Below are 18,804 nucleotides of genomic sequence, written 5' to 3'. Positions count from 1 at the left end.
CGCAAGGCCCTCACCCGCTTCCAGGGCGACCGCGGTTCAGTCGGTCCGTTCGGCTCGTTCGGTAACCGTCGCCGTAAGTCCACCGACGGCGACACCGGTACGTGGCGGGGTGCCGGGGACGACACCGGCTCGGCCACCCTGGAGTTCGCGGGCCTCGCCCCGCTGATCCTCGCCGTGGTCGCGATCCTCTGGCAGTGCGTCCTCTTCGGCTACAGCTGGTCCCTCGCCGGGAACGCGGCGGACGAGGGCGCCCGCGCGGGAGCGGTCGCGGCGGTACGCGGGGACGACCCGGCGAGCGCGTGTGCGGAGGCCGCCCGCGCACACCTGCCGACTGCGTGGGAGGGGAGCTTCAGCCCGTCCTGCGGCACGACGGGCGGGGTGTACCAGGCCCATGTGGAGGTCGACGTACCGCTGTTCCTGCCCGGCTTCGACGCGGGCTGGCACGTGAGCGGCGAGGCGGGGGCGGCACAGGAGGGCGGGGAGGGGGCGGAATGAGAGCGCCCGACGTACGTAGGCCGGGCATGGGTAGGCCCGGCATACGTAGGCCCGGCACCTGCTGGTCAGCCGTACGCGCACGTCTCCGGGGCGACCGTGGCTCCGTACTCCTGGAGTTCACCGGCTTCCTGCCGACCCTGCTGCTCGTCGGCCTCGCCGTGATCCAACTCGGCCTGGTCGGCTACTCGTTCCAGCAGGCGGGATCCGGCGCACGGGCCGCCGCCCGCGCCGAGGCCCTGGAGCCGGGCGCCGGGCAGGGCGCGGCCGACGCCGCGATGAGCGCCTGGTACGAGCCGCAACTCGCGGTCGGCGGCGGCGACCTGGTCCGCGCGGAGGTCACCGTCGACATTCCTACCCTTGTCCCGTTCGTCGACCTGGGCTGGACCGCCACCCGTGCCGTGACGATGCCCGCCGACGAGGACCGAGAGTGAGTACGCGATGAGCCTGAGGTCCCGTATGGCCCCGCCGGAGGGCAACGAGCCGGGGCACGAGGACGACCACATCGTCGCCGCGTACCGGTCGAAGCTCCTGGAGGAGATCGACCTCGCCGAGATGTCGAGCCTCGCCGCCGCCGACCGCAGGGCCCGCCTGGAGCGCGTGCTAGGCCACATCATCAGCCGCGAGGGACCGGTCCTCTCCACGGTCGCGCGCTCCCGGCTCATCCGCCGCGTCGTCGACGAAGCCCTCGGACTCGGCGTACTCGAACCGCTCCTCGAAGACCCCTCGATCACCGAGATCATGGTCAACGGACCGGACGCGATCTTCGTGGAGCGGGCCGGCCGGGTCGAGCAACTGCCGCTCCGCTTCGCCTCGCACGAGCAGTTGATGCAGACCATCGAGCGGATCGTCTCCACCGTGAACCGCCGGGTCGACGAGTCCACGCCGATGGTCGACGCGCGGCTGCCCTCCGGCGAGCGCGTCAACGTGATCATCCCGCCGCTCAGCCTGACCGGGCCGACCCTGACGATCCGCCGCTTCCCGCGCGCGTACAAGCTCAGCGAACTCATCGACCTCGGCACCCTCGACCAGCAGATGCTGATGCTGCTCAGCAGCTTCGTACGGGCCCGGTTCAACGTCATCGTCGCGGGCGGCACCGGCACCGGCAAGACGACCCTGCTCAACGCCCTCTCCGCGCTCATCCCCGAGCACGAACGCATCATCACCATCGAGGACTCGGCGGAGCTGCGGCTCCAGCAGGCCCACGTCATCAGCCTCGAATCGCGGCCGCCGAACGTCGAGGGCAAGGGCCGGATCACCATTCGCGACCTGGTCCGCAACAGCCTGCGCATGCGGCCCGACCGGATCATCGTCGGCGAGGTGCGCGGCGGCGAGACCCTCGACATGCTCCAGGCCATGTCGACCGGGCACGACGGCTCCCTCGCCACCGTGCACGCCAACTCCGCCGAGGACGCCCTGATGCGGCTCCAGACCCTCGGCTCGATGTCCAACGTCGACGTGCCCTTCGAGGCGCTGCGCGACCAGATCAACTCGGCGGTCGACGTGGTGGTCCAGTTGACCCGGTTCGCGGACGGCTCCCGCAAGATCACCGAGGTCTCGCTGCTCGTCTCGCACGGCCGCGAGACCTTCCGGATCGTGCCGGTCGCCCGCTTCACCCCGGCCCCGATGGGCTCCGACCGGGTCGTACGCGGCGTCTTCGAGCATCTGCCGCTGCCCCGCCGGATCGCCGACCGCCTCTACCTCGCGGCGGAACCGATCCCTCAGTCGTACGGGGTGATCGACGGCGTCGACGTACTGAACTCCAGGGAGGCGACCGGCTGATGCCCCGTACCGTCCGTACCGTCCGCACGCCGATACGCGCACTCCGCACCCCGATCCGCACCGCCCGCACCTCGATACGAAGGGCCGTCACCGCATGAACCCCCTCGCGCTGACCGCCCTCGGCGCCACCCTCACCGGCGGCGCCCTCGCCGTGGCGGGCCTGCACGCGTACGCCTCCGGGAAAGCGCAACGCCAGGCCCTGGTCGAGCGGCTCACCGACGACGGGCCGCTCCCGCTCGGCCGGCAGCGGCGGTTCACCGCCGTCGACCGGCGTGTGCGCGGCACCCGTATCGGCCGCCGGGTCCAGCGCAAGCTCGCCGCGACCGGACTCGACGTCACCCCCGGCGAGTTCTTCGTCTACCTGCTCGCCGCCGCGGCCGGCCTGTGGCTGCTCGCCGGGACGCTGCTCGCCCCGTTCTTCGGGCCGATCGCGGGTGTGATCGCGGTGGCCGCCTCGAACGCCTTCCTCAACTGGCAGCACCAGAAGCGCATCGAGGCGTTCATCAACCAACTCCCCGACCTGGCCCGGCTGATCGCGAACGGCACCTCCGCCGGGCTCGCCCTGCGCACCTCGCTCGCCATGGCCGCCGAGGAGCTGGAGGCCCCGGCGGGCGAGGAGCTCACCGTCGTCTCCAACCAGCTGGCGGTGGGCCGCTCCATCGACGACGCGCTCGGCGAGCTCGCGGACCGGCTTCCGTCCCGCGAACTCAGCGTCCTCGTCACGACATTGATCCTCTCCAACAAGGCGGGCGGCACCATCGTCGGCAGTCTGCGCAACCTCACCCAGACCCTGGAGGAACGCAAGGAGACCCGGCGCGAGGTCCGCACCATGCTCTCCGAGGTCAACGCCACCGCGTTCACCATCCCGTGCCTGGGCGTCGGCGCCATGCTGATGCTGAACACGATGAACGACGGCGCGCTCGCCAAGGTCACCGGGTCGCCGCTGGGGCAGATCCTGATCCTGGTCTCGCTCGGCCTGTACGCGGCCGGGTTCGTCGTCATCCGCCGCCTCGGCAAGATCGACGTGTGAGGGGCTGACACGACATGTGGGGACTGCTGCTCGCCCTCCTCCTGGCCCTGTCCGTGGCCGGGATCTTCCTCGGTGTCCGGATGTACCGCTCGGAGACCAAACTCCCCAGCGACCTGGCCCTCGCCCTGGAGGTCGGCTCGTCCCGGGTCTCCGCCGCGGACTCGGCGGTGGACCGCCTGGGCATGCGCTTCGCCCCGGCCGTACTCCGGCTCATGGGCACCAAGCGGGTCGACGCCAAGCGCCGCAAGATCGACCAGGCGGGCAACCCGAACGGCCTGACCATCGACCGGTACGCGGCCCGCCGCGCCGTCTACGGCATCTTCGGCGCCGTGTGCGCGCTGTCCCTCTTCGGCGGTGGCGTCCCGCTGCTCGGCTTCTGCGCGCTCGCCTTCGGCCTGTTCGCGGCGGACGCGCTGATCTGGCAGGCGGTACGGGAACGCAAAGAGCAGATCGAACGCATACTTCCGGACTTTCTCGACGTACTCGCCGTGGTCGTCTCGGCCGGTCTCGGCTTCCGGCAGGCCCTCGAACGCGTCGCGGACCGTTACGAAGGCCCCTGGGCGGACGAACTCTCCATCACGCTCCGCCAGATGGACATGGGCGTCTCCCGCCGCCAGGCCTTCGAGGAACTGCGCAGACGCAACACCAGTGAGCAGGTCGGCCAGTTCGTGACGGCACTCCAGCAGGGCGAGGAACTGGGCGCCCCGATCGCGGAGACCCTCATCCAGATCGCCGCCGACATGCGCCGCACGGACGCCCAGAACGCCCGCCGCCGCGCCGCCAAGACCGTACCGAAAACCACCCTGGTCACCCTGATCTTCATGGTCCCGGCGACCCTCATCCTGATCGTGTGCGGCATGTTCCTGGGCTCGGACACGGACTTCGCCTCCATCCTGGGGGGCTGATGGAATCCGCCGACTCGAACTGTCTCGAATTGGCATCAACCACGCCTGAACACTTCGCGGTTGCAACGCGTTGTGCCAGAGTCTTCGCGAAGCGGATCCGGTTCGCACCCGGGGGAGGGGTCACATGAAGCCACAAACACGGCCCCCTGGCCGGAGTTGGCTCCGGGACCCCTCTGGAAAACGATGGATTTCGGCGTACGTTTCTCCTGTTGGAGCAACTGGTGCGTCTGCACGGGCCGGAGGGAAATGCCATGTCGAGGATCCGCACCTGGAAGAGCGCGGTCATCGCCCGGATGCGAGGGAGGGCATCCGACGCGGGGGCGGGGTTCGTGGAGTATGCGGGGCTGCTGATTCTGATTGCGGCGGTGGTTACTGCGGTTATGGGGTTGGGGTTGGACGACACGATCTCGACCGCGATCAGCGACGCCGTCGACGAAATCACCGGCAACTAGGCGCTGTTCGGCTGCGTGACGACCGGGGATCCACTCTCCCGTTGTACGTGTGGCTGGTGGCGATCCTCCTCTTCGTGGCATTCGTCTTCTTCGTCTTCGCCAAGGGAGCCGTGGCGCGCAACGGAGCGCAGTCCGCCGCCGACGCCGCGGCGCTCGCTGCCGCCCAAGAGGTACGGGACGAGCTGACCGACGGATTCCTGGACGGCCTCGAGGCCGGTGACTGGGAAGACTGGCTGAACGGCGAGGACTTCATCGGTGACGGCCGGGGCGCCGCGTCCGATCTGGCGGCGGCGAACGATGCTTCCCTCACGAGCCTCGACACCGGCTTCCTGAACGACAATCCCTCCTTCGAAGCCCGTGTGGAGACCAATTACACCGTCGGTGAGTCCCTGATTCCCGGTACGGAGAACACCCGCGCCAAGGCCGGTGCGACCGCCGTGATCGAACCTCGCTGCACCGTCGATGTGGACATCGATCCGAAGAAAGAAGTGAAGTTCACGTGCGACGGCAGTGGCTCCTGGGAGATTGATCCGAAGGACCCAGGGGACATCGAACTTCCCCAGGGCAAGGACCTGTTCGCCGTCCACCTGGCGGAATGATGGCTACGAAGGAGTCTCGATGAAGGCCCGAAGGGCTCTGACCGCAGCGGCACTCACCACCGGCCTGGTGCTCACGCTGGCCGGCTGTGGCGGAGAAGACGGCGGCGGCGCGCAGAAGTCGAACTCGGAGCCGCCGACCCAGTCCTCCAAGGGCGGGGGCGGGAACGACGAGAAGCCGCAAGAACCGGCTGAGGACAAGGTCCTGGCCGAGGTCACGGGCAGCGACAGCATCACGCTAGCCATCAATACGGCCGTGCGTGACGAAGGCGGCTTCCTCACTCTGTCCGGGACGATCCAGAACGGCGGCGGCAGCAGGTGGGTCGCCCCCTCCTGGCGCGGTGACGAGAAGGAACTCTCCGCCAACGGGCAGTCCATGGCCGGCGCGACCCTCGTGGACCAGGCCGGGAAGAAGCGCTACTACATTCTGCGGGACACAGAAGGCCGTTGCCTGTGCACGCAGTTCAAGGGAGGAGTCAAGGGAGGCGAGTCGGAGTCCTGGTACGCCCAGTTCCCCGCCCCACCCGAAGGCTCCACGGACGTCACCTTCCAGATCGCGGACATGCCCCCCGCCACCATCAAGATCTCCGAGGGTGAGTGACCCATGCCCCCCACTCCCCGCACTGGAACCGGAACCCGCACCCTCGCCGTGCTCACCCTCACCCTCCTGGCGACAGCCACCCTCACCACCACCGCCCACGCCGAGGACGACCCGAGCGTGCCCCCGGGTTCGGTGAGCAGTGAGGCGCCGCCGGAAGTGGACGCCAAGGCGCCGGGGCTGAAGTTGGCCGACGGGGCTGAGCTCGCGCCCGCGAAGGTGCTCGACATCAAGTCCGTGGTCGAGGACATGGGCGGTACCGAACGCCGCGAGGACACCAACTCCGACGTGAAGTTCGCGCTCCAGGCCGAAGTGCTGTTCCAGAAGGACAGCGCGAAGCTCAACCCCGAGGCGAACTCCCGGATCGGTGCGATCGCCGAGGAGATCAAGGCGCAGAACTCGACGAAGGTCCGCGTCTTCGGGTTCACCGACGACCTGGGTTCGTACGCGCACGGCAAGAAGCTCTCCAAGGAGCGCGCCGACGCCGTGCACGACCAGCTCAGCAAGGACCTCGGCCCGGAGATCACCTTCGAGGTGCGCGGGTACAGCGAGGACTACCCGATCGCGTCCAACTCCTCGGAGGACGGCCGCAAGAAGAACCGCCGGGTGGAGATCACCTTCCCGCGCGGGGAAGCAAGCTCCGGCACGGACAGCTGAACCGTCTAACGGGAGTGCTTCTGCTGCCCCCGTCGCAGCGCCGCCTCCGACCGCTCGCGGTCGATCTCCGCGCGCTGCTCGGCGAGGTAGCCGCGGGCCGCCTCCATCTGCCGCTCGCGCTCCTCGCGGGGGATCGCCTCGTACGCGCGGCGGCCCTCGGCGAGCTTCTCGCCGAGCGCGTCGGCGTACGCGCCCACGCGCATCGCCTCGCGCAGGCCGATCCGGCCGGAGAGCACCTCGCCGGCCATCTCCCGCAGGGCCGGTCCCGCCTTGTCGCTGTCGGCGAGCTTCTGCAGGGTCTTGCGGAGGGCGCGGGCACGCGCCTCGTCGCCGTGGGTCATCGACGTGAGGTCGGCGTCGCCGATCTGGCGGTCCTGGCGGTCTTCGGGCGTGGCTGCCATGAGGGTCTCCGGGGTGTCCAACTGGTCGCGTACGTACGCGAGTTCAGGCGATGGCCTTGTTCGGGTGGTCGTACGAGGTGCCCGGGGCCGGGAAGTTCTTGAAGGAGTTGGACAGGTCGTTGGCGAGGTTCTCGACCGTGCTCGCCGTGAGCTGGGCGAGCTGCTGGGCCTGCGTGATGGCCTCGGTGGCGGCGCCCCACTGGCGCAGGATGTTGGCGATCTCCAGCGCCGCGAGGCCGTAGCCGACGGCGGCGCCGACACCCGTCCAGGACAGGGCCGTACCGGCGGCGAGCTCAAGGCCCACGATGAGCAGCCCGTCGATGATGCCGGACAGGAAGCCCTTGACGGCCTCGGCGCTCAGATACGCGGAGTGCGCCATGTGCTTGTACGCGTCCTGGAGTTGGTCGAGCGTGTCCTGCTGCTCTCCGAGCTTCTTCGCGAGCTCGTCGAAGTAGACGTACGCGGCGTCGGCGGCGTTGCCGTTCCAGGTGGCGTCGAGCGCGCCGTTGCCGGACTTCACGTTGGCGGCGATGGCGTCGCAGGCCTTGCCGACGTTCGTCCAGACCTCACCGCACTTGAGGAAGGTCTCCCAGTCGCCGCTGTACCAGTCGATGACTTCGTCGAGCGGGTTGAAGCCGAAGACGAGATTGAAGGCCTCGGTGACGTACCAGGTCGGGCTGAGCAGGTCGCCGAGATCATTGAAGATATCGACGAGGACGCCCTGCGAGAACTCTTCGGGGTTCTCGTTCGGGGCGTTCAGATGGCTCGTGGGTTCCGAGACATCGGTGAATCCGGACATGCGGTTCGAGCTCCTCGGGAATTACCGCTTACGCAAGGCGAGATGGGGCGTGACGCCGTGAACTACCGCTTGCTCTCGGGGTACTTGGCGTCGAGGTCGGCCGCATTTCCGCGGTCGGTGCCGTCGTAGTACCGGGAGACCGCGGTGAGTTCGGTGGCGCAGGCGCGCAGGATGGACTCCGTCTGCGTGAGCGCCGCGCCGAGCTGCTGGACCAGGCTGTTGTGGGAGTTGGCCAGCTCGCTGATCAGGCCGTTGTCGTACCAGCCGACCTCGGTGTGGGAGTCGGTGTACTTCTTCGCGGCCTGCGTGTCGTCCGCGGCGCGGCCGATCTGGGTCGCGTACTTGCCGATGTCTCCCGGCTCGACCTTGAAATCCGTCACGTCGCCCCTCGCCCGTGCTTTCTCGCGCGTGATTCCAGCTGGCATTCAAGGCCCTTGAAGAACCTTGAAGGTCCTTGAAGAACCTGAACGATCTTGAATGCCGTTCCTGATCTTGTCTGTTCTTCCCCGCTCTTTGGCGGTTCCGTGAAATCACGTAGCCTGCCGAGCATGCTGATGAACGATATGGGCGACAACTCAAGGGCACAAGTTTGGGCCCGTATTTGGAATCGAATGGCCATGCTCGCGGGCGGAATTGGCGGGATGCTGGCTTTTGCCGGAATTGGGCAGCTGGTGCTGCCGGGCAATTCGGCCGCGGCCCGGCTGCTCGGACTGCTGCCGCTCGCCGTCGGCGGCCTGGCGATCTGGGCGGCGGTACGGGGTTACCGGCAGCGCAGCCGCAAGCTGATGGGTCTGGCCTTCGGGTGCGTACTGGGCGGCGGCGCCCTCGTCGCGATCATGCAGAGCATGACGGCCTGAGACGGCGGGCACACGCCCTGCCTGGAGTGGCCGCACCGGGATGCGACGATCACCCCATGCCCGCACCGAGCCCCGACACCCCTGAGCCGACCCCTGAGTCGACCCCGGAACTCACCCCCGAGCCCAACCCCGTACCCGCGACCTTCGAGACCCTCGTCGCCGAAGCCGAAGCGGCGCCCACCGAAGGCTGGGACTTCTCCTGGTTCGAGGGCCGGGCCACCGAGCAGCGCCCCTCGTGGGGGTACCAGCGGCTCATGGGGGAGCGGATGGCGGGCGCGCGGGCCGCGCTCGACGTGCAGACCGGCGGCGGGGAAGTCCTCGCCGGAGTGCCGCGGCGGCCCCCGCTGTGCATCGCCACCGAGGCCTGGCCGCCGAACGTGGCGAAGGCCACCGCCCTGCTGCACCCGCTCGGCACCGCGGTCGTGGCCGACCCCGAGGAGCCGCCGCTGCCGTTCGCGGACGGGGCGTTCGACCTGGTGGTGAGCCGGCACCCGGTGAAGGCGTACTTCGCGGAGATCGCCCGCGTCCTCGCGCCCGGCGGCACGTACCTCGCCCAGCACGTCGGCCCGGCCAGCTGCTTCGAGCTCGTCGAGTACTTCCTCGGCCCGCAGCCCGCCGAGGTGCGCGGCGCCCGCCACCCCGACCTGGAGCGGGCCGAGGCCGAGGCGGCGGGCCTGGAGATCGTCGACCTGCGCCTGGAGCGGCTCCGGATGGACTTCTACGACATCGGGGCCGTCGTCCACTTCCTGCGCAAGGTGATCTGGATGGTGCCCGGCTTCGCAGTCGGGGCGTACGAGCCCCAACTCCGCGCGCTGCACGGGCAGATCGAGCGCGACGGCCACTTCCGCACGTACAGCTCCCGCTTCCTGATCGAGGCGCGCAAGCCCTGACCGGACCGGGCGGCCCCGTACGACCGCCGACCGACCGTTACCGGACCCCCGTTACCGAATCCCCGTGACCGTCCGCCGATAAGTGGACCGCCGGTCGTCGATGTCCGCCGCGCGATCCCCGTACACCGTCTCGACGACCTGCGGGTCCCGCAGGAACGCGTGCGGGAAGCCCAGTGGCACCGCGCTCGCCTCGTCGAGGCGCTGGAGCGCGGCGTCGTCGAGGTGGACGTCGAGGGCGCCCAGGTTGTCGACGAGCTGGTGCGGCCTGGTCGCGCTGATCAGCGGGATCACGTTGCCGGGGCGGGTGCGGAGCCAGGCCAGGGCCACCTGGGCCGGGGTCCAGTCGCCCTGTTCGGCGATGTCGAGGACCGCGCTGATCGTGGCCTTCTCGCGCGGGTCCTCCTGGCCGCTGCCGCTGAGCCGGCCCTCCTCGCCGCGCCGGTACTTGCCGGTCAGCTTGCCCGCGGCGAGCGGCGCCCACGCGAGTACGGCCTGGTCGAACGCGCGGGCCTGCGGAAGCAGTTCGGCCTCAGGGGTGCGCTCGAGCAGGTTGTAGCGCAGCTGCGAACCCGCGAAAGAGGTCCAACCCCGCAGCTCCGCAAGGGTGTTGGCGGTGGCGATCTCCCACGCGGGCCAGTCGGACACCCCGAGGTACAGCACCTTCCCGGCGCGTACGACATCGTCGAGGGCGCGCATGACCTCCTCGACCGGCGTGAAGTTGTCGCGGGCGTGCACCCAGAGGACGTCGAGGTGGTCGGTGCGCAGCCGGTTCAGGCTGTCCTCGACCGAACGCACCAGGCTCTTGCGGTGGTTGCCCGCCGAGTTCACCTCGCCCTTGTGCGTGGCGCAGGTGTACTTGCTGGCCAGTACGTAACTGTCGCGGCGCCCTTCGAGGAGCTCGCCGAGGATGGTCTCGGAGTTGCCGCCGGTGTAGATGTTCGCGGTGTCGACGAAGTTGCCGCCCGCGTCGGTGTACGTATGGAAGATCTCCGCACTGGTCGCCTTGTCGGCACCGAAGCCGGGCTCGCCGCCGAACGTCATGGCGCCCAGGCTCAGTTCGCTGACCCGCAGCCCGGTCCTGCCGAACAGTGTGTAACGCACAGTGTCCCTCTCGTCGGTGGTGAACCGGTGAACCGGTGCATCGCTACGGACGCTAGGTGCTCGAGCCCACTCCAAGGCAAGAGCGCACGAACGCCACCCGCTCGGCGACCGGTACGCGCTCCAGCTCCACCAGCTCGTACCCGTACTCCGGATAGACCTCCGCCATCACCTCGTACGTCCGCACCGCGACCTCGTACGACTGCTTGCGCTCGGCGTCCTGGGCGTAGATCGCGGGCCAGGGCGGGGCGATGAACACCGTTCGGTGGTACCGGAGTTCGCCGGCGGCCGTGTGGACGCGGGCGGGCAGCGGGATGCCTTCGAGGCGGAGGTAGCCGACGAGGTCGGGCAGCCCGCGGTCGAAGAGGACGGGTCCGGCGCCGGGTGCCGCGCGGGCCTCGTGGTACGAGCGCAGCTCCCGGTCGAGCATCAGCTCGGCGAACCGCTCCCGGTCCTCCCAGGGCAACGCCCGTCCGCCAACGGCGAGTTGATCCCGGATGACGGCCCGCCCCGCCTCCTCGGTGCGGGCGAGGCCTGACCTCTCCAGGGCGTCGATCAGCGTTGTCTTGCCGGAGCCGGGACCACCGGTGAGGACGACGAGGGACATGAGGGGTGACCTCCGGTCGGTGGTGGGACGTGCTTTTCCCCTCCCCGCCCCTTCCCGAAGTCCTCAATCGCCGGACGGGCTAAAAGATAGCCCCTCCGGCGTTTGAGGTGGGGGCACCTCCCAGCGGTAGCTGGGGGAGGGGGTCCGGGGGCTGGCCCCCGGGCTACCCGTTAGCCAGCGCCACCACACGGTCGAGCGCCCCGTTGAACCTGTTGTGGTCACCGACGATCGGGCCGGACGACGTGTACTGCCACATCGTGTAGAAGCCCCAGCCCGCGGGCAGCTCGCCGGGCGTGGTGTTGTAGCGGGCGATCCACAGCGGGTGGTTGGCCGCGAAGCCGCTGTAGTTGCCGGTGCAGGTCTTCCACCAGCTGGTGGCCGTGTAGATCACCGGGTAGCGGCCCGTGCGTGTCTTGTACCGGTTGACGAAGTCCCAGATCCAGCTGACCATCCCGGCCTGCGTCTTGCCGAAGCACTGGGCGCCGTACGGGTTCCACTCGATGTCGAGCGCGCCCGGCAGCGTCTTGCCGTCCTTGGACCAGCCACCGCCGTTGTTGACGAAGTAGTCCGCCTGGGCGGCGCCGCCCGTCGTGTTGGGGGTGGCGAAGTGGTACGAGCCACGGATCATGCCGACGTTGTACGAACCGTTGTACTGCTGCGCGAAGTACGGGTTCTTGTAGTACGTCCCCTCGGTGGCCTTCACGTAGGCCCACTTCACGCCACTGGTCCACAGCGACGCCCAGTTGACGTTGCCCTGGTGGCTGGAGACGTCCACGCCCTCGGTCTGGGCCGCGAGCGGGTTGCCGGTCGGGAGGTCGCCGACGCCGTCGTGCTCGGCGACGCCCATGCCCATGTGGGCGGAGCCGCGCGGCGGCACGTCCTCCGCGGCCTGAGCGGTGGTCGGGAAGGCGAGGAGCAGGGAGAGAACGGTCAGCAGAACGGCCACGGCCGGCCTGCGGGAGCGACGTGCGGAGCGGAAGCGGCCGGGTCTTACGGGGGAGCCAGGTCTGGGCGCGGACATCGCGTGCCTCCGGGGGGCCTCAAAAAGGGCGCGGTGGGGGGACCTTGCAGGGACCGTACGTGTTCATGTCATCTCATCTCTTCCCCGGACGCTACGCACGTAGACCCGGTGGGGGAAGGGAGCTTGGTGACCGCCGTTGGTCTACTCCTGCGGAATACTGGCCGAGCTGCGGCGATGACCGCGGCTGGAGGAAACTTTCACGAACGGGAAAGCGATTCATGGGTGCTGACGTGCACGAGGGCGACGGAACGGGCGGAGCGGCGGGCGACGCCGAAAGTGGTGTGGACCACGAATTCCTCGCCCTGGAACGGGAGTTGACCGTCTTCCTGCGCCGCGCCCGCGCCTCGTCCGGCGAGATGGCCCGCGCGGTCCACCCGGACCTGGAGCCCGCCGCGTACGGCCTCCTCGTCCGGCTTGAGGAAGGAGGGCCGCAGCGGGCCACCGAACTCGCCGCGTACATCGGCGTCGGCAAGGCGACCATGAGCCGTCAGCTGCGGGCCCTGGAGGAGCTCGGGCTCGTCGCCCGCGACCCCGACCCGCAGGACGGCCGGGCCTCCCTCTTGCGCCTCACCGAGGAGGGCCGGGTGCGGTTCCGCACGGTCCGGGACGCCCGCCGCGCCACGTACGTACAGCGCCTCTCCGGCTGGGACCGGGCCGAGGTCGCCGAACTGGCCCGGCTTCTGGGGCAGTTGAACGACAGCTCCGAGTAGTCCGAGTGGCTCAGGAACCTTCCGTAGCCGCTCAGAACTCCACGAACACCGCCGCCGCGTCATCGTGCCGCTTGCCGCGCGGGGCCGACCGGCCCTCGGGGTCGGCGGTCTCCAGCTTGCGTACCCGGTCGATCAACTCCTGTGCGCCGCCCCGCTCGCGGAGCAGCGCGAAGCACGCCGTCCAGTCGCCCGCGCCGAACTTCTCCACCCAGCGCGTCGCCCCGTCCGTCAGCGCCGCCACCGCGCGGACCCCTTCGCGCGGCCAGGTCCCGCAGACCGCGCGCTCCGCGACCGCCGGGTCCGCCGCGGCCGTGAAGAACCCGCCCTCCGCGTTGCGCAGCGCCTCCACCGCGGCCACGTACTCCCGTGCCGCCGCGGCCCGTTCGGGCGTGCCCTCGGGCAGTGCGCGCACCGCCGCGCGGGCCTGCTGAACCTGGGGCGGCAGTGCGCCGAGGCGCGGGTCGAGCACCGCGCGCACCGTGCCGTCCGTGGACTCGACGAGCAACGCCGAGTCGGACAGCACCAGATGCTCGATCCGCTCCTCGTCCCACCGCGCGAGCACCACGGTCGCCTGTGGCGTACGAGGGTGAGAAAGGTCACAGGTTTGGCGATGAGTCTCGGCGGTACGCGCGATGGCTGAGGACAGCACCTCGCGCAAGCCCATATCCCGCCGCGAACCCGACAGTTCGCCCAGCGCTCCGCCGAGGCGGGCCGTGAACCAGGGGACGGAATGCAGACAGCCGTCGTCGCCGGTGGGTGGCGTGACCCCGTCGAGGAGTACGAGCACACCGCCCTGTCCTGACGCGGGGATCGCGACCGACGCGAAGTCCTCGTTCGGGCGTCGCGGGTCGCCCGGCTCCGTGGCGAGTTCGATGCGCATTCAGCCAGTCTGCACGAGGTCTCCACAAACCGGGACTTGGGCCGTCACGCCTGCTCCCATCCGGTTCCCACCTGGTCCTATCCGGTCAGGAACCCGGCCTCCGGCGCATTGATAGCCTCCGGTGAGCGAGCGGCGGGGCATCCTGCCAAAGCGGGCCCAGCCCGTCCAACCGGCGCTCCCTGTGCGGTCGATGAGTTTGCCGGAGGAACTTGCCCGGTCCTCCCCGTCGATGTTCACTCCTTCGGGTGGCCCGACATGAGGATGGGCGGCCACTGCTCAACCGCACTGGAATGGTCATGAGCCGTACCAGAGGGGCCCCGCGTCGACCCGTTCGCCGCGTGCGCCCCCGGTGAGGAACGAGAACTTCAAGAATGCGAGCACCGGTGCAGAAGAAGCGGCCTCGGGGCAAGGGCGGCAAGGAAACGACGCGGCCCGCCAACACCGAGGGCGCGGCCCCCGAGGCCCGCTCCGACACCCCCGAAGGACCGGTCACCGCGGAGCGGCCGCAGTCCGCGGCAGCGCCCGCGGGCCGCCCCAAGCGGGTACGGAACCGGCTGATCGTCGCCGTCGCGGTGGTCGCGGCCACCGTCGCGGGCGCGGGCACCCCCGGCATCACCGACTCCTCGGCCCAGCTCGCCGAGTCGCAGCGGCTCGTCACGCTCGCCGAGTTGACCAAGAACGCCGTGTCGCTCGCCCACTCGCTCGCCGACGAACGCGACGAGGTCACCTCGTACATCGCGACCGGCCGCCCCGACGACAAGCCGGTCGACGGGCTCGCGCAGGGCCGCGGCGGCCGCGTCGACCGCCGGATCAAGGAAGTACGGGCCGAGGCGAACGGCGAGCTGCGCCGCGACCTCGACGCCCTCGCGCAGGTCCGCCGCGCCGCCGTCACCGGCAAGGGCAGCGCCCTTGAGACGCACACCGCGTACACCAAGGCCATCGCCGAACTGCACGCCCTCGTCGAGCACCTGGCCGAGCAGCTGCCGCCGCGGGCCGGCTCGGGCGCCCGCGCGCTCGCCGACCTCGACCGTGCCGTCGAGCAGGCCGGCGCCACCCGCGGCCTGCTGCTCGCCGCGCTCGCCACACCCCGCGACCGGGCCCCCGGCATGGACCCGGTCACCGGCCGCCCCACCGCGGGCACGAGCGCCAACTCCCGCAGCCGCAACGCCCTCGCGGCCGCCGCCCAGCAGTCCCGGGTCAGCGAGCAGGCCGCCCTCAGCGACTTCGAGCGCGCCGCCCCCGGCACCGACCGCGCCAAGCTCGGCTCCACGGTCACCGGACCCGAGGTCGTCACCGCCGAGCGGTACCTGGCCCGGCTCACCGACCAGCCGACCCTCTCGGCCGCCGAACTCCGCTACGACCGCGAGCGGGTGGGCGCCGCGCTCTCCGCCCGCGTCGAGCAGTTGCGCAGCGTCGAGAACACCCTCGCCGCCGACCGCGTGGAGAGCCTCTCCCGGCTCCGCGACGACGACGTGACCGCCCTCGAAGTGCGGATCGCCCTCGTCGGTGTCCTGCTGCTGCTCGCCGTCGGCATCGCCACCGCCGTCGCGCGCACCCTGACCCGCCCGCTCGCGGTGCTGCGCCTGGGCTCGGCCCGGCTCGCCGACGCCCAGGCGGCGGAGGAACCGATCCGCTTCACCGGCCGCAACGACGAGTTCGCCGCGGTCGTACGCTCGGTCAACACCCTGCACGCGCAGGCCCAGCGGCTCCAGGACCGGCTCACCGTCCTGGAGGGCGACCGCAAGCACCTGGTCGGCCAGCGCGAGAAGCTCGCCGACGAGCGCGAGGAGCTGCGCGACCAGCTCGACGAGGTCCTCGGCCAGGTGACGGGCGCCGGAGGCGAGGCCGACGGCACCGTGGTCCAGCTGGCGCTGCGCGCCCTCGCCGTGGTCGAGCGCCAACTCGGCGTCATCGAGGGCCTGGAGGAGCGCGAACAGGACCCCGACCGGCTCGGCACGCTGTTCAAGCTGGACCACTTCGCCACCGTCATGCGCAGGCACAGCGAGAACCTCCTGGTCCTCGCGGGCGCCGAGCACCGCGGCGACCACGCGGGCCCGGTCCCGCTGATCGACGTACTGCGCGCCGCCGTCAGCGAGATCGACCAGTACGACCGGGTCCGGATCGCCTCGCTGCCGCCGCACGCCCACCTCGAGGGCTCCGCCGCCGACGACATCAGCCACCTGGTCGCCGAACTCCTGGAGAACGCCACCTCGTTCTCGCCCCCGGACGCCGCCGTGGAGATCTCCGGCTGGCTCCTGGAGAACGGCGAGGCGATGCTCTCCGTACGTGACGAGGGCATCGGCATCGGCGACGAGCGGCTGCGCGAACTCAACGCCGGGCTCGCCGAGTTCGACCCCGAGCGGCCGTACGAGCCGGTCGTGGCCGCCGATGGCGAGGAGCCGGACGGCCTCGGGCTCGGCCTGTACGTCGTGGCCAGGCTCGCCGCCCGGCACGGCCTCCGGGTCGAGCTGCGCGAGCAGCAGCAGGGCGGCCTGGAAGCCGTCGTGGTCCTGCCGCAGCCGGTGCTGGCCGCCGCCCCGGCCGCCGCCGTCGCCGCCCAGAGCGGCGCGACCGTGCCGGGACAGGCACCGGAGGTGCACCTGCCGGGGGCCGAGGCGGAGGCCAACTCCAACGTGCTGCAGGGCTCCCTCGACCCGTCGTCGGACGAGCCGCAGGGCGACGACCCGTACATCCGCGCCGCGGAGCGGGCGTTCGCGGAGGCGGACCCCGAGGTGGCCCCCGAGGCGGACGACACGGACGAGCCCGCTGACGCGCTGGACACCGAGCCCGCCGACGCGCTCGACAGCGAACCCGTCACCGAGCCCGACATTGAGCATGACTCCGTGCTGGACGACGCCGAGCCGCAGCCCGACGCCGAAGCCGACGCCGAGCTCGACGACGACTCCGAGGCCGACTCCGAGGCCGACGAGGACAGCGAGCCCGAAGCCGAGCACGAGCCCGACGCCGACGCCGAAGCCGACCGTGAACTCCCGGGCGTCGAGGCCGACTTGGGCACCCTGGGCGCCGAAGCCGACGTGGACGCCCTGGACGTCCTGGACGCTGACGACCCGCACCCCTTCGTGCCCGAACCCCTGCTCGCCCCCGCCACCGAATCCGTCTCCGCGCCCGAGCCCGACGACACGCACGAGCGGGTCGACGACGGGGTGCCGCGGACGCCGCCGCAGGTGCAGCGCGAGCACATCACCGACACGGGGCTGCCCAAGCGCACCCCGAAGGCCACCGGAGCAGCGCCCGCACCCGCGCCGCTGCGCAGCTCCGTAGACCCCGAGGCGCTGCGTGAACGGCTCGGCAAGTTCCACCAGGGGGCCAAGTCCGGCCGCCTGGACGTACAGGCCGAACTCGACGACGCCGACGCCGAGCAAGGGGACCCAGCCGAGGAGGCACGCAGTTGACCGCACCCAGTACGTCCCGCGCGTACCGTCTCAGCAGCGAAGCCCGCAATGTGCACTGGCTGCTCGACAACCTGGTCCGGGAAGTTCCCGGGATCAGGTCGGTCGCGGTCGTGTCCTCCGACGGGCTGCTGCTGCTCTCCTCCGACCCGGAGGCCGACGCCGCACAGGCAGCACCTGCGCACAGCGGCGGGCCGAAGGGGTCGAGCGCGGACCTCGCGAGCCTCGTGTCCGGTATCGCCAGCCTCACCATCGGGGCGGCCAAGCTGATGGACGGCGGCGGGGTGAAGCAGACCATGGTCGCCATGGACGAGGGCAGCCTCCTCGTCATGTCGATCAGCGACGGCTCGCTGCTCGGGGTGCAGGCCGCGCCGGAGTGCGACGTGAGCGTGGTCGCGTACCACATGGCGCTTTTCGTGGGCCGGGTCGGACACGTCCTTAACCCTGAACTCCGGGGCGAGCTGCGGCAGTCGCTGGAGAGCGCACAGTGACCGGCACCGACGCCGCGGTCACCGCGCTGACGGCCGTCACCGCCGTCACCGCCGCCAAGCTCCCGATACGCGGTGGGCGCCGGGCCCCGGCCCGGGTGCGCCCGTACTCGCTCACCGGCGGCCGTACCCGCTTCGGGCACGTGCTGCTCGTGGAGACCTTCGTGGCCGCCCTCGACACCCCGGCCGACGGGGCCGAAGGCCGCCGCGAGCCGGACGGGAACCCGCGCGGCCGCGGCCTGCCCGAGATGCGGGCGATCGTCGAGACCTGCCGCCGGATGCGGACCGTCGCGGAGATAGCCGCGCTCCTGAAGATGCCGCTCGGCGTGGTCAGGGTGCTCCTCAGCGACCTCGCCGACCAGGGCCGTATCCGGGTCTACGGCACCGGGCACGGCCCGGGACAGCCCGACCGCGCACTGCTCGAAAGGGTGCTGGGTGGACTCCGCCGTCTCTGACACGCTCCCCACGCACGACGGCACGGACGAACCGGCCGTGCCCGCCGCACTGCCCGACGAAGAGGGCGCACAGCCCTGGCAGACCGACCACAGCCGCGCCCCCATCGCCACCAAGATCGTGGTCGCGGGCGGCTTCGGCGCGGGCAAGACGACCCTCGTGGGCGCGGTCTCCGAGATCACCCCGCTGCGCACCGAGACCCTGATGACCGAGGCGAGCGCCGACACCGGCGACGACGACCTGGACGCCACGCCGGACAAGGTCACCAGCACGGTCGCCATGGACTTCGGCCGCATCACGCTCGACGACGACCTGGTGCTCTACCTCTTCGGTACGCCGGGTCAGCAGCGGTTCTGGTTCATGTGGGACGACCTGGTGCGCGGCGCGCTCGGCGGGGTGGTGCTCGCCGACACCCGCCGCCTCACCGACTGCTTCACGGCCCTCGACTACATGGAGAGCTGCGGACTGCCGTACGTGGTGGCCGTCAACCACTTCGAGGGTTCCGCGCGGTTCGAGGTCGACGAGGTGCGCGAGGCGCTCGCGGTGCCGGCGCACGTGCCGGTCCTGGTGATGGACGCGCGTCGGCGGATCAGTGTCGTGGAGACGCTGCTCGCGCTGGTGCGGCACGCGTACGACGCCGCTCCTCAGTAGCCGCGCCCCCGCCCCGGAGCGGCGCAC

At 70.8% G+C, this 18,804-nt stretch carries 23 protein-coding genes; 16 read left to right on the top strand and 7 right to left on the bottom strand.

Annotated elements, in window-relative coordinates:
• From GUY60_RS07370 to GUY60_RS07330, 9 genes are all read left to right on the top strand, one after another.
• A partial coding sequence (locus GUY60_RS07370) for a TadE family protein (protein ID WP_161695039.1) occupies positions 1–495 on the top strand: 495 nt, incomplete at its 5' end.
• Positions 492–926 (top strand): TadE/TadG family type IV pilus assembly protein, encoded by a 435-nt coding sequence (locus tag GUY60_RS07365; RefSeq protein WP_246234428.1) that lies wholly within the window; start codon positions 492–494, stop codon positions 924–926. The genes GUY60_RS07370 and GUY60_RS07365, both read left to right, overlap by 4 nt.
• A gap of 7 nt (positions 927–933) precedes the next feature.
• On the top strand, positions 934–2,274 hold the full coding sequence (locus GUY60_RS07360) for a TadA family conjugal transfer-associated ATPase (RefSeq protein ID WP_161695037.1): 1,341 nt from the start codon (positions 934–936) through the stop codon (positions 2,272–2,274).
• Positions 2,275–2,368: 94 nt separating this feature from the next.
• Entirely contained in the window at positions 2,369–3,304 is a 936-nt protein-coding gene (locus tag GUY60_RS07355; protein ID WP_161695035.1) for a type II secretion system F family protein, read from the top strand.
• A 14-nt stretch (positions 3,305–3,318) separates the two neighbouring features.
• Positions 3,319–4,209: a DUF5936 domain-containing protein gene (locus tag GUY60_RS07350; protein ID WP_161695033.1), complete on the top strand. Its 891-nt coding sequence runs from the start codon at positions 3,319–3,321 to the stop codon at positions 4,207–4,209.
• A 209-nt stretch (positions 4,210–4,418) separates the two neighbouring features.
• A complete protein-coding gene (locus GUY60_RS07345; RefSeq protein WP_376771176.1) occupies positions 4,419–4,661 on the top strand; it encodes a hypothetical protein in 243 nt (80 codons plus the stop codon).
• 11 nt (positions 4,662–4,672) lie between these two features.
• The gene (locus GUY60_RS07340; protein WP_161695045.1) at positions 4,673–5,260 is read left to right on the top strand and encodes a pilus assembly protein TadG-related protein; all 588 of its coding nucleotides are present in this window, start codon (positions 4,673–4,675) and stop codon (positions 5,258–5,260) included.
• A gap of 19 nt (positions 5,261–5,279) precedes the next feature.
• Positions 5,280–5,858 (top strand): hypothetical protein, encoded by a 579-nt coding sequence (locus GUY60_RS07335; RefSeq protein ID WP_161695031.1) that lies wholly within the window; start codon positions 5,280–5,282, stop codon positions 5,856–5,858.
• Positions 5,859–5,861: 3 nt separating this feature from the next.
• A complete protein-coding gene (locus tag GUY60_RS07330; RefSeq protein WP_161695029.1) occupies positions 5,862–6,512 on the top strand; it encodes an OmpA family protein in 651 nt (216 codons plus the stop codon).
• Positions 6,513–6,517: 5 nt separating this feature from the next.
• Here GUY60_RS07330 and GUY60_RS07325 read toward each other — a convergent pair whose 3' ends face one another.
• The 3 genes from GUY60_RS07325 to GUY60_RS07315 form a co-directional block, all read right to left on the bottom strand.
• Complete coding sequence (locus GUY60_RS07325) at positions 6,518–6,913, bottom strand: hypothetical protein (protein ID WP_161695027.1); 396 nt, start codon at positions 6,911–6,913, stop codon at positions 6,518–6,520.
• A 43-nt stretch (positions 6,914–6,956) separates the two neighbouring features.
• Positions 6,957–7,712: a WXG100 family type VII secretion target gene (locus GUY60_RS07320; RefSeq protein WP_161695025.1), complete on the bottom strand. Its 756-nt coding sequence runs from the start codon at positions 7,710–7,712 to the stop codon at positions 6,957–6,959.
• A gap of 62 nt (positions 7,713–7,774) precedes the next feature.
• On the bottom strand, positions 7,775–8,092 hold the full coding sequence (locus tag GUY60_RS07315; RefSeq protein WP_161695023.1) for a type VII secretion target: 318 nt from the start codon (positions 8,090–8,092) through the stop codon (positions 7,775–7,777).
• 168 nt (positions 8,093–8,260) lie between these two features.
• On the opposite strand from GUY60_RS07315, the gene GUY60_RS07310 reads away from it, so the two are divergent.
• Entirely contained in the window at positions 8,261–8,569 is a 309-nt protein-coding gene (locus GUY60_RS07310) for a hypothetical protein (RefSeq protein WP_161695021.1), read from the top strand.
• Positions 8,570–8,625: 56 nt separating this feature from the next.
• Positions 8,626–9,459 carry a class I SAM-dependent methyltransferase gene (locus tag GUY60_RS07305; RefSeq protein ID WP_161695019.1) on the top strand — a complete coding sequence of 278 codons (834 nt, stop codon included), beginning with the start codon at positions 8,626–8,628 and terminating at the stop codon, positions 9,457–9,459.
• Between the two features lie 51 nt (positions 9,460–9,510).
• Here the strand turns inward: GUY60_RS07305 and GUY60_RS07300 are convergent, their stop codons facing one another.
• From GUY60_RS07300 to GUY60_RS07290, 3 genes are all read right to left on the bottom strand, one after another.
• Complete coding sequence (locus tag GUY60_RS07300; protein WP_161695018.1) at positions 9,511–10,560, bottom strand: aldo/keto reductase; 1,050 nt, start codon at positions 10,558–10,560, stop codon at positions 9,511–9,513.
• 52 nt (positions 10,561–10,612) lie between these two features.
• Positions 10,613–11,164, bottom strand: a complete 552-nt coding sequence (locus GUY60_RS07295; RefSeq protein ID WP_161695016.1) for an AAA family ATPase — start codon at positions 11,162–11,164, stop codon at positions 10,613–10,615.
• Positions 11,165–11,327: 163 nt separating this feature from the next.
• Entirely contained in the window at positions 11,328–12,185 is an 858-nt protein-coding gene (locus GUY60_RS07290; protein WP_161695014.1) for a lysozyme, read from the bottom strand.
• A 218-nt stretch (positions 12,186–12,403) separates the two neighbouring features.
• On the opposite strand from GUY60_RS07290, the gene GUY60_RS07285 reads away from it, so the two are divergent.
• Positions 12,404–12,895: a MarR family winged helix-turn-helix transcriptional regulator gene (locus GUY60_RS07285; protein WP_161695012.1), complete on the top strand. Its 492-nt coding sequence runs from the start codon at positions 12,404–12,406 to the stop codon at positions 12,893–12,895.
• Between the two features lie 31 nt (positions 12,896–12,926).
• Here the strand turns inward: GUY60_RS07285 and GUY60_RS07280 are convergent, their stop codons facing one another.
• The gene (locus tag GUY60_RS07280) at positions 12,927–13,775 is read right to left on the bottom strand and encodes a protein phosphatase 2C domain-containing protein (protein WP_161695010.1); all 849 of its coding nucleotides are present in this window, start codon (positions 13,773–13,775) and stop codon (positions 12,927–12,929) included.
• A gap of 371 nt (positions 13,776–14,146) precedes the next feature.
• Between GUY60_RS07280 and GUY60_RS07275 the strand changes: the two genes are divergently transcribed.
• The 4 genes from GUY60_RS07275 to GUY60_RS07260 are packed head-to-tail and all read left to right on the top strand — an operon-like array spanning position 14,147 to position 18,777.
• Entirely contained in the window at positions 14,147–17,188 is a 3,042-nt protein-coding gene (locus GUY60_RS07275; RefSeq protein WP_187369958.1) for a sensor histidine kinase, read from the top strand.
• Positions 17,185–17,676 (top strand): roadblock/LC7 domain-containing protein, encoded by a 492-nt coding sequence (locus tag GUY60_RS07270; RefSeq protein ID WP_161695008.1) that lies wholly within the window; start codon positions 17,185–17,187, stop codon positions 17,674–17,676. The genes GUY60_RS07275 and GUY60_RS07270 overlap by 4 nt, the downstream gene beginning before the upstream one ends.
• Positions 17,677–17,702: 26 nt before the next feature.
• Positions 17,703–18,128, top strand: a complete 426-nt coding sequence (locus tag GUY60_RS07265) for a DUF742 domain-containing protein (protein ID WP_161695043.1) — start codon at positions 17,703–17,705, stop codon at positions 18,126–18,128.
• Positions 18,109–18,777: a GTP-binding protein gene (locus GUY60_RS07260; protein WP_187369957.1), complete on the top strand. Its 669-nt coding sequence runs from the start codon at positions 18,109–18,111 to the stop codon at positions 18,775–18,777. The genes GUY60_RS07265 and GUY60_RS07260 overlap by 20 nt, the downstream gene beginning before the upstream one ends.
• The last annotated feature ends 27 nt before the right edge of the window (positions 18,778–18,804 follow it).

The organism is Streptomyces boluensis, from assembly GCF_009908195.1.
In the GTDB taxonomy this organism is placed as follows: domain Bacteria; phylum Actinomycetota; class Actinomycetes; order Streptomycetales; family Streptomycetaceae; genus Streptomyces; species Streptomyces boluensis.
This window is presented reverse-complemented; position numbering and strand designations above follow the sequence as displayed.

Coding starts and splice junctions, on each gene's coding strand:
- GUY60_RS07310 (WP_161695021.1), top strand. CDS start 8,261: ATGCTGATGAACGATATGGGCGACAACTCAAGGGCACAAGTTTGGGCC.
- GUY60_RS07275 (WP_187369958.1), top strand. CDS start 14,147: ATGCGAGCACCGGTGCAGAAGAAGCGGCCTCGGGGCAAGGGCGGCAAG.
- GUY60_RS07290 (WP_161695014.1), bottom strand. CDS start 12,185: ATGTCCGCGCCCAGACCTGGCTCCCCCGTAAGACCCGGCCGCTTCCGC.
- GUY60_RS07295 (WP_161695016.1), bottom strand. CDS start 11,164: ATGTCCCTCGTCGTCCTCACCGGTGGTCCCGGCTCCGGCAAGACAACG.
- GUY60_RS07365 (WP_246234428.1), top strand. CDS start 492: ATGAGAGCGCCCGACGTACGTAGGCCGGGCATGGGTAGGCCCGGCATA.
- GUY60_RS07285 (WP_161695012.1), top strand. CDS start 12,404: ATGGGTGCTGACGTGCACGAGGGCGACGGAACGGGCGGAGCGGCGGGC.
- GUY60_RS07330 (WP_161695029.1), top strand. CDS start 5,862: ATGCCCCCCACTCCCCGCACTGGAACCGGAACCCGCACCCTCGCCGTG.
- GUY60_RS07355 (WP_161695035.1), top strand. CDS start 2,369: ATGAACCCCCTCGCGCTGACCGCCCTCGGCGCCACCCTCACCGGCGGC.
- GUY60_RS07350 (WP_161695033.1), top strand. CDS start 3,319: ATGTGGGGACTGCTGCTCGCCCTCCTCCTGGCCCTGTCCGTGGCCGGG.
- GUY60_RS07325 (WP_161695027.1), bottom strand. CDS start 6,913: ATGGCAGCCACGCCCGAAGACCGCCAGGACCGCCAGATCGGCGACGCC.
- GUY60_RS07305 (WP_161695019.1), top strand. CDS start 8,626: ATGCCCGCACCGAGCCCCGACACCCCTGAGCCGACCCCTGAGTCGACC.
- GUY60_RS07280 (WP_161695010.1), bottom strand. CDS start 13,775: ATGCGCATCGAACTCGCCACGGAGCCGGGCGACCCGCGACGCCCGAAC.
- GUY60_RS07320 (WP_161695025.1), bottom strand. CDS start 7,712: ATGTCCGGATTCACCGATGTCTCGGAACCCACGAGCCATCTGAACGCC.
- GUY60_RS07335 (WP_161695031.1), top strand. CDS start 5,280: ATGAAGGCCCGAAGGGCTCTGACCGCAGCGGCACTCACCACCGGCCTG.
- GUY60_RS07360 (WP_161695037.1), top strand. CDS start 934: ATGAGCCTGAGGTCCCGTATGGCCCCGCCGGAGGGCAACGAGCCGGGG.